The organism is Phaeodactylibacter luteus (assembly GCF_007993045.1).
In the GTDB taxonomy this organism is placed as follows: domain Bacteria; phylum Bacteroidota; class Bacteroidia; order Chitinophagales; family Saprospiraceae; genus Phaeodactylibacter; species Phaeodactylibacter luteus.
Genome location: NZ_VOOR01000014.1, coordinates 111,160 through 119,960 on the forward strand (window position 1 = coordinate 111,160; position 8,801 = coordinate 119,960).

General features: G+C 54.4%; 6 protein-coding genes. 1 reads left to right on the forward strand and 5 read right to left on the reverse strand.

Going from position 1 to position 8,801, the window contains the following annotated elements; genetic code table 11:
• The first annotated feature begins 135 nt into the window (after positions 1 to 135).
• Positions 136 to 384, forward strand: a complete 249-nt coding sequence (locus FRY97_RS08810) for a DNA-binding protein (RefSeq protein WP_147167083.1) — start codon at positions 136 to 138, stop codon at positions 382 to 384.
• A 72-nt stretch (positions 385 to 456) separates the two neighbouring features.
• Here the strand turns inward: FRY97_RS08810 and FRY97_RS08815 are convergent, their stop codons facing one another.
• From FRY97_RS08815 to FRY97_RS08835, 5 genes are all read right to left on the reverse strand, one after another.
• The gene (locus FRY97_RS08815; RefSeq protein ID WP_147167084.1) at positions 457 to 951 is read right to left on the reverse strand and encodes a YciI family protein; all 495 of its coding nucleotides are present in this window, start codon (positions 949 to 951) and stop codon (positions 457 to 459) included.
• A gap of 34 nt (positions 952 to 985) precedes the next feature.
• Positions 986 to 1,417 (reverse strand): hypothetical protein, encoded by a 432-nt coding sequence (locus FRY97_RS08820; RefSeq protein WP_147167085.1) that lies wholly within the window; start codon positions 1,415 to 1,417, stop codon positions 986 to 988.
• A 90-nt stretch (positions 1,418 to 1,507) separates the two neighbouring features.
• Complete coding sequence (gene pgi / locus FRY97_RS08825; RefSeq protein ID WP_147167086.1) at positions 1,508 to 3,163, reverse strand: glucose-6-phosphate isomerase; 1,656 nt, start codon at positions 3,161 to 3,163, stop codon at positions 1,508 to 1,510.
• A gap of 500 nt (positions 3,164 to 3,663) precedes the next feature.
• On the reverse strand, positions 3,664 to 6,300 hold the full coding sequence (locus tag FRY97_RS08830) for an AAA family ATPase (RefSeq protein ID WP_147167087.1): 2,637 nt from the start codon (positions 6,298 to 6,300) through the stop codon (positions 3,664 to 3,666).
• Between the two features lie 445 nt (positions 6,301 to 6,745).
• A partial coding sequence (locus FRY97_RS08835) for a DUF4397 domain-containing protein (RefSeq protein WP_147167088.1) occupies positions 6,746 to 8,801 on the reverse strand: 2,056 nt, incomplete at its 5' end.

Below are 8,801 nucleotides of genomic sequence, written 5' to 3' on the forward strand. Positions count from 1 at the left end.
TCTCTTGTAAACCAAAAAAAACAGAATAAAGGCGGGCATTTCCTCCAAAAACTATTGATTCGCAAAAGGAAACCCCTTAAATTAAGTGGTATGCTTTGAGTGCAATTATTGATTTTCTAACTAAATCGTACAGCTATGCATATCACCTATGATGAACTGAGGAGCATCAAACATCAGTTGCCGACTGGCAGCATCAAAAAAATTGCGGACGATCTGGGATTGGAAGAACAGACCGTCCGCAATTATTTTGGCGCGAAGAAGTTTGAGAACGGGAAAATCGTAGATGCCCACCTTCAGCCTGGGCCGAACGGAGGGATTGTCGACTTACAGGATACCCGCATCCTGCAGGCAGCCCAGCGCCTGATCGGCCGGCCAACAGCTTGATCGCAGCCTAGCACAAACAGCGCCCGGTGAAGAGGTTTCGTCTTCATCGGGCATTTATTTTTTACCCGTCCTCTAAAAAGAAGTTTCAGCAATGCGCGCATGCCAGCCGTTGACCTTCATCACTGCGGCCGAGCCATACCAAGGTTTGAGCTCCATGCGCAAGGAGCCCGCCTGAATAGCAGGGTCCGTCTGTGTAAGCGCCTCGGCTTCTTCGACAGTAGCAACGTCAAAGATGTAAATCCCGCGCAGGTCTCCACCGTCCATAAATGGGCCAGCCAAAACCAGCTGCCCTTCCTTTGCCATACGCTGGATATTTTCCAGGTGGGCCCGCTGCAATTCAGCCGCCTCCAATGAATCCAAGCTGCGGTTCTCACCCCGGTACAGAAAAGCCATTACATAAGATTTCATGCCATAGGGGTCTGCCCCAAGCTCAGCAGCCAACAGGCTGTCATACCCCTCAACGGCTGTCTGAGGAGCTGATGCTTCGGGCACAGAAGGGGAATAACAGGCAGGAAAACCAAGAAGCCCAAAAGCCAGTACCCCCAAATAGATCAAGTTGTATCGCATGGCATTATTTTTATCGGAGCGCTGATGCCCCAGGCTAATAACTGTAGTCTATCACTTCCTCCCAGCCTTCAAGCCGGAGGAGCGCCTGCCCCTCTTCCCCCGAATGCAGCACCCCCAAGTCGAACTGCAAGGTATCAGATACAAGAGCTTCGCAAAGGTCGTTGTCCTCTAGGCTAAGCCGGAGGAAACGGGTTGGCGGCTCGGTGTAAGCGGCCACTTCATTGACCAAAAGCTGGGTGGAAACCGTTCCACAACCTCCCCCATAACGGTAGACGACCTCAAGGCACTGCCCCTCCACCCGGGCAAGGGTTATAAAGTGGGGGTCATTGGGGAAGTTCTGGAACCCTTCTTCCCCTACAACTAAAGCTGGGCGGCACGCTGTAGCTTCACAACCGCACCCATCTTTGGTACAGGAAGGGAGGCCAATGCTGAGCAGGGCCATAAACAAAATAAGCGGTTTGTACATAACAGTCGGTATTGGTGTCGAAAATCCTTTCTCATACAGACTGCAGCAGCGGCCCTCGCGGTTGGGTTGCCCCAAAACAAAGGCCGCGCCCTATCCTTTTCTCATCTGCTTAAAAGCGTTGATCAGCCCATTGGTGGAGGCATCGTGGTTGTCCACTATTTCATCCCCATCCAGCTCTGGGAGGATTTTATTGGCCAACTGTTTGCCGAGCTCTACCCCCCACTGATCGAAGCTGAATATATTCCAGATGACGCCCTGCACGAATATTTTGTGCTCGTACATTGCGATCAAACTACCTAAGCTGCGGGGGGTGACCTGACGGACCAAGATAGAGTTCGTAGGACGGTTGCCCTCGAAGACCTTGAAGGGGAGCAGCTTGGCAATCTCCGCCTCGCTCTTGCCTGCTTGTTGGAGCTCGCCCTTCACCTCTTCCGGTGTTTTCCCCATCATCAAAGCCTCGGTCTGCGCAAAGAAATTGGAGAGCAGCTTGGCATGATGGCTGCCCAGAGGGTTGTGGGAAATGGCCGGGGCGATGAAATCGCAGGGGATAAGCTTGGTGCCCTGATGGATCAGCTGGTAAAAGGCATGCTGCCCATTGGTGCCCGGCTCGCCCCAGATGATAGGGCCAGTCTGATAACGTACGGGGTGGCCATCACGGCCCACAGACTTGCCATTGCTCTCCATATTGCCCTGCTGGAAATAGGCAGGGAAACGGTGAAGGTACTGATCATAAGGCAGGATAGCCTCTGACTCTGCCCCAAAAAAGTTGTTGTACCAAATCCCGATCAGGCCCAACAGGACCGGAAGGTTGTGCTCCAGCTCCGTTTCACGGAAGTGAAGATCCATAGCATGGAAACCTTCCAGCAACTGACGGAAATTGGCAAAGCCAATGGTACAGGCGATTGGCAGGCCAATGGCCGAAGTGAGGCTGTAACGCCCCCCTACCCAATCCCAAAAGCCGAACATGTTTTCAGGAGCGATGCCAAAGGCGGCTACGCCTTCGCTGTTGGTGGACAAGGCCACAAAGTGCTTTGCAACCTCTGATTCAGCTTTGGCATGAGACAGGAACCACTCCCGGGCAGAGCGGGCGTTCGTCATGGTCTCCTGAGTCGTGAAAGTTTTAGAAGCAATGATGAACAAAGTCTCTTCCGGGTCGCACTGCTGAAGTGTTTCTGCCAGGTGGGTGCCGTCCACATTGGAAACAAAGTGGACGTTCATGCCCGGTTGCCAATATGGGCGCAGGGCCTCAGTGACCATGACCGGCCCCAAATCGGAGCCCCCAATGCCTATATTGACAAGGGTGCGGACCGGTTTGCCAGTATACCCTTTCCAGGCTCCAGAAACCACCTGATCTGAAAAGTGCTCCATGCGCCTCAACACCTCATTGACTGCGGGCATGACATCTTCCCCATCCACCATGACTGGCAGGTTGGTCCGGTTGCGCAAGGCTGTATGCAGCACCGCCCGGCCTTCGGTCTCGTTGATGGGCTGGCCGCTGAACATGGCCTCGATGGCAGGCTCCAGCCCGCATTCACGGGCAAGGTCAAGCAGCAAGCTAATGGTCTGTGAAGTGATGCGGTTTTTGGAGTAGTCTACCAGAATATCCTCAAAACGAATGGAAAAGTCCTCAAAACGGCGGGGGTCTTCCCTGAAGAGGTCCTTGATGTGTACCGCCTTAACGGATTCAAAATGAGCCGATAACGCTTTCCAGGCTTGAGTCTGATCGGGGTGCTTTCTCTCGAGCATAAAATTGGGGTGAGGTTAATAATATCTGGTACTTGGCGCGGGCAAAGCGAAGGTAATGCGAATTTGGGAATCCCCCTTGCACCCGCAGCTAATCTTTGGGGCGAGCCCAAACCATATTGCCATTTCTTTGGGGCCTACCCCTGCCAGAAAGCAGGGGTCGCTATGCTGCGGGGCTCGCTATCCGCTCGGCCCTATCGGGCTTAGAGCTGTTCAGATTTTGTTTTTGGAGCGAACGCAGCCAAATTTTGCCCTGATCGAGGCGTTTTGTATTCAAGAATGGGACAAAGGGCCCCATTCTTGAATACAATAGCCTAGCTACGTGACCGAAAAACAACGAAGAGCAGGACAAAAGTTGGCAAGAGTAGCCCGAAGGGTAAAATCCGAACAGCTCTTAAACCCCTCCGCAGCGCTAGTCCGGCTCCACCCTAAAGCCGATAAGGCCAAACGCTTGGGGCGCTTTGATTTGCCCCCCTTAGGGCAGTACAGGGGCCAACTCTGCTTTATTGTTCCCGCTGCCGGAAGCCAATCCCCTTCTTACTGAATACGAAACTGCTTTTGTCCAGTTTGAAAGCCTGCACATCAGCCAGGGTCAGCAGATTGAGGGGGGTGCCAGAGCGTTCCCCCGGAGTAAGCGCTGCCAACCTGAGGTTGTGGTTTTTGATGGCTTCATTGACCACGGTGCGCACGGTGCGGGCGTTGCCGAAGTACTTGTCCCGGTAGTCATAAAGGAAGGCCAGGTAGCCGCGCAGGTGCTCTTCAGCCTGTGGCTCTGCCACAATGTGGTTTTCTGCTAGCATTTGCATGGCAATGCGGTGGAGCTCCCGCGGGCTGTAATCTTCAAACTTCAGGACTTTGTCAAAACGGGAGTTCAGGCCAGGGTTCGCCTTGAGGAAGGCCTCCATATTTTCAGGGTAGCCGGCGACAAAAACAAAAAAGCGGCCACGGAAATCCTCCATGCGCTTGAGCAGGGTCTGCACGGCTTCGTCGCCGAAATCATTGGAGCCCTGCGCTTGCGTAAGGGCATAAGCCTCATCAATGAACAGTACCCCGCCCATCGCTTCGTCTATGCGCTCTGCAGATTTGATGGCGGTCTGCCCGACGTGGCCAGCCACCAGGCCTTGGCGGTCGGTCTCTACCATGTGCCCCCGCTCAAGTACGCCTAGGGCTTTGTACATTTTGGTGAGAATGCGGGCCACGGTAGTTTTACCTGTGCCCGGGTTGCCGATGAAAACGGTGTGGAGGAAAAAGCTGTTGAGCACATCCCGGCCGGTCTCCCGGTAAAAACGGACCAAGCGCACCAGCTCATTGATCTGCTCCTTGATCTGCTCCATGCCGACCAATCGCTGCAGCTCCTGCAGCGCTTCCTGCAGCAGGTCTTCATCTACAGGGATTTCAGGCAGCTGTACCTTTGGTTTTGCGCCAAGCCCTTCTACATCTGACAGCAGTATCCTGGCCAGCTCCTCCTTTGGCTTATCCTTAGGGTTGTCATCAGACATGATGCGCAGCCCGAGGTTGATCTTCGATTTCTCGATCAGGTCGTACACAAAGCGGGCATTGCCGAAGGAGCGGTCACGGGCCCGGTAAGCATCAACAATGATTTCATCTATCTTAGCCTTGGCCTCCGGCTCCAGCTCCACCCCTTTTTCCTGACAGGCGAAGGCCGCGATTTGAGAAAGCTCCTGCGGCAAATAATCCGAAAATTCGAAATGCAGTTTGAAACGGGATTTAAGCCCGGGGTTGGAATCCAGAAAATGCTTCATCTCCTTTGGGTAACCGGCGACAATGACCGCGAAATCATCTCCCCCTGCGGAAGACATTTCCTTGACAAGTATCTCAATGACCTCCCGCCCAAAATCCTTGCTGTCATCATTAGAACGCGCCAAGGCATAAGCCTCATCTATGAAGAGCACCCCGCCTTTGGCCTTGGCCAGGGCCTCCTTTACTTTAGGGGCGGTTTGGCCAATGTACTCCCCTACCAGGTCTACCCGGTCCACTTCATGTACATGCCCCTTGGAGAGCAGCCCCATTTTTTTGTACAACAGCCCCATCATTTTGGCAACCGTCGTCTTGCCGGTCCCTGGGTTGCCGATAAAAACGGAATGAACATTAATACGCTCTTTTTCCGTGAAGCCTTTCTCCTGCCTCAACTGCAAAAACTGTATGTACTTAGCGTGGTCGAGCACCTGCTGCTTGATCGCCGTAAGCCCAATAAGCGCATTCAGGCGCTCCATCACCTCTGCAAAAGTCTTGTTGAAGGATTCGTCTGGCGCCAACAGGACAGGAGACTGCTGATCCGGCAGGAGGACACTTGACAGCCCTTCCTCGAAGTCCTCCTCCACCTCAAAGGGGATGACGGCCAGCAGGCGGTCCATAAAAATCAGCTCAGCAGTGTAGCGGTCTTTCCTCCACGAGCCTTTGACATTAGAGCCCCAGCCCGCAGTAATCTTGATGATGTCGTCACGTTTGTCAATGCGCTGCAGGCGCACTACCTGCCCCTTGAGCTCTCGGGCATCATTGTAAAATTTGGTGTACAGCTCGCACTGCCAAGAGCGTTCCCGGTGGAGGTTTTTCATAATGGCCTCCACGTACACATAGCGGGTCTCCTCGCTGGAAAAGCTTTTATAGTAAAGCCGCTCGTCCTCGATGATGTCATCGTAAGGCCCTTCGTAAAGCTTAAGAGACTGTACCTCAAGGTAAGGGTTGTTGCCAGGCTGTACAGGGGCGCCAGCATCCTCTATATAAAAGAACTTGGAGCCAGCTTTACGCCCGCCGATCCAAGCTTCCCAGTAGTAGGTCCCCCGTTTCCAAAAAGCCCCCGCAGCCTTATTGCCCCAGCCTTCCCGTATGTACATGACGGGGTCGTATTTAGACACCTTGCGGCGGAAAGGCAGGGAGCAGAGCAGCTTATCCGGCTTCTTCATAGCATAACAGCGGAGCTCCACCTCTACTTCCCAGTCTTCTTCGTCAAATAGCTTATTGAAAAAGGAGAGCTCCGCGTAGATGTAATTGGTTTCGTGCAGGTCAAAGACTTGCCGGTACTTCTTCTTGTTGTCCGCCAGCCATTCCGTTGAGGCATACACGTTGAGTGCACGGAATTTATAGTGCTTGGAAAGTGGGTTGGACAGCTCTTCTCCCATGAAGCGAATTTGGTTTGTGCTTTTCGGATAACCGAATTTAGGCAAAATACGGGAAAGTCTGCAGAGGTGGGGCACGCCGAGCATAAAGAAGCTGGATCTCTGTTGTTTTCCCCTTCTTCCTCCAGCTGACGGGGGCGGACCATAATGCCGCAGGCGGTCATCCTTTTCGGGCTTTAGCCTTGCATTGGCCTAGCGCTGCGAAGGGGTGTGAAGCCCGATAGGGCCGAGCGGACAGCGAGCCCCGCAGCATAGCGGCTCCTGCCCGTTGGGCAGGGGCAGGCCCCTATCCTTGCGGAGGGGGTAAGCAAAAAAACGACAATCTGGTTTGTGCCCCAGCCGCCAGCCCAGCCACAAGTGCAAGCGCCCTGCAGGATAGGTTCCTACAGGGCGCTGCCTTATCGATACTGGAGCTGGCGAAGATGGGCCAGCCCCATGATCACCGCTGCTATGGGCGAGCGACTACAAAACGGCGGGACAATACGCCCTGAGCAGATACCAGGTTGTAGGTATAGACTCCTGCGGGCAATTGGCCAATGCTTAAAATCCGAGTGTGCTGCCCAGCTGCCATTGCACCGAGATCTGCCCGGCTGACCAGCTTCCCAGCAGCATCAATGATGCGCTCTTCTGCCCTCATCCCTTCAGAGAGGTCAAACTGAACGCTTACTTCTGTACCTGATACCGGGTTCGGGAACAGCTCGAAACTGCGGACTTCTGAGCTCAGGTCTTGCGTTCTGACTACCACCGTGAGCGGGAAGGTCGTCCCGTCTGGCAAAGCTGCCCAGACGGCAAAAGCTTCATCGCCTTCTGCTACCCCAAGCAAGCCTGTTGCAAACACGGTTGCAGCACCGCCTTCCAGCCCAGAGAGGTCGGCGTCGTAAGCAGCTACGATGGTATTATTGTCTCCAGCTGGCGTTACATTCAGCCGGTAGCTGCCCGCAGGCACGTTGATATAGCCTTGGTAACTGCCGTATGCTACATCGTCAAACAATACACCTGCACCATCTGCCACTACGTCTACCTCAGGTGCATCCGGTGCACCATGGTAGAGCAGCAGGTCTACACCGCCTGCGGCGGCTGTCGTCTGGGCCATATCAAATACGGCCAAGTCGAAAGGGGTATCCGCATTGCCCACAATGCCTGTAGCCGTTACGATATATTGCATGCCATCCTCAAAGCGGATGTCCTCAAACACGGCCAGGGCATCGTCGGCTGAGGTGCTGTTGCCCAATGCTACGGCTATGTCGATATCCGTACGGGTGGGCAGGTCTACAAATGGCGTGGCTGTGCGGAAAGCAAAGTCGTCAATGAGGATGCCGCCATTGGCATACACATCCACAGTAGGGCTGGGGGAATTGTGGATGACCTGTACCTGTGCTACCGGCGTAAAGCGGACCCGGTCGCCATTAGGTGTAAAGGCCAGAAGGTCAAATGGGCGCTCTTCATCGCCAAGTATGCCCGAAGCGACTACTGTGAGCCCTAGCCCCGCTACTGCTGCCGGCACTTCTGCCTCAAAGGTAGCTACCAGGGGCGTTTGCCCGGCCGCACGGACCTGCAGGTAATAAGTACTTGGCACATCAACAGGGATCAGGCCTGAAAAACTACCGTATGGCAGCCCTGATACCAAATCGGCGCCCAGCTCTCTTGCCCGCACGTCTACGTCTGGAGCGCCTGGCGAACCATGGAAGACGGTGAGATCGGATTGGCCGGGCTCGGCAGAAAACAGCTCGGCTTCTGCGTTGATGGCAAGCTCAAAGGGCGTATCTGTGCTGCCGGGGATGCCATTGGCCACAATAACATGGAAGCGGCCATCTTCAAAAACCACAGGCTCCTCCACATTGAACAGAATGTCTGCAGGGGTTTCGCTGTCGCTACCGGCCACGCCAATCGTTATAGGTGTCCGGGTTGGGAAATAGCTAAGCCCTGTAGCATTTTGAAAAGCAAGGTCTTCTTCAATCTTAAACTGGCTATTGCCCCAAAGGTCAATTGTGGCAGCGGCTTCGGCTGGAGAATTGTGGATGATCTGTGCCAGTGCTACCGGCGTAAATGGCACCACTGCACCGTTCGGAAGGGCTGCTAACAGATTGAAAGCAGGCTCGCTGCCCAATATGCCGGATGCAAAAACAACTGCTGCTGCACCTTCCGCACCGTTCAGGTTGATGGCAAATGTCCCTGCCAGATCATCGGTGCCTGTTGGGCGTACTTCCAGGAAGTACTGCGCTCCCGGTAGGCTCAGATAGCCTTCTGTAAAGTCGCCATAGGCAAGCCCGCTGATGAGGGCGGGACCGCCAAAGTTGTTAATGTCAACCGCAGGAGCGCCCGGTGAGCCGTGGAAAGCCATGATTTGCACCGCTGCTGCATCAGTGCTCGCTTCCTGCGCCATATCCGTCACCGCAAGGGTAAAGGGCGTCTCTTCGCTGCCCACGATGCCGTTCGCAAAGACCACGTAAGTTTTGCCGTTTTCGAAAGTGACCGGGAAGTTCACCAGGGTGTCCGCCACGGAA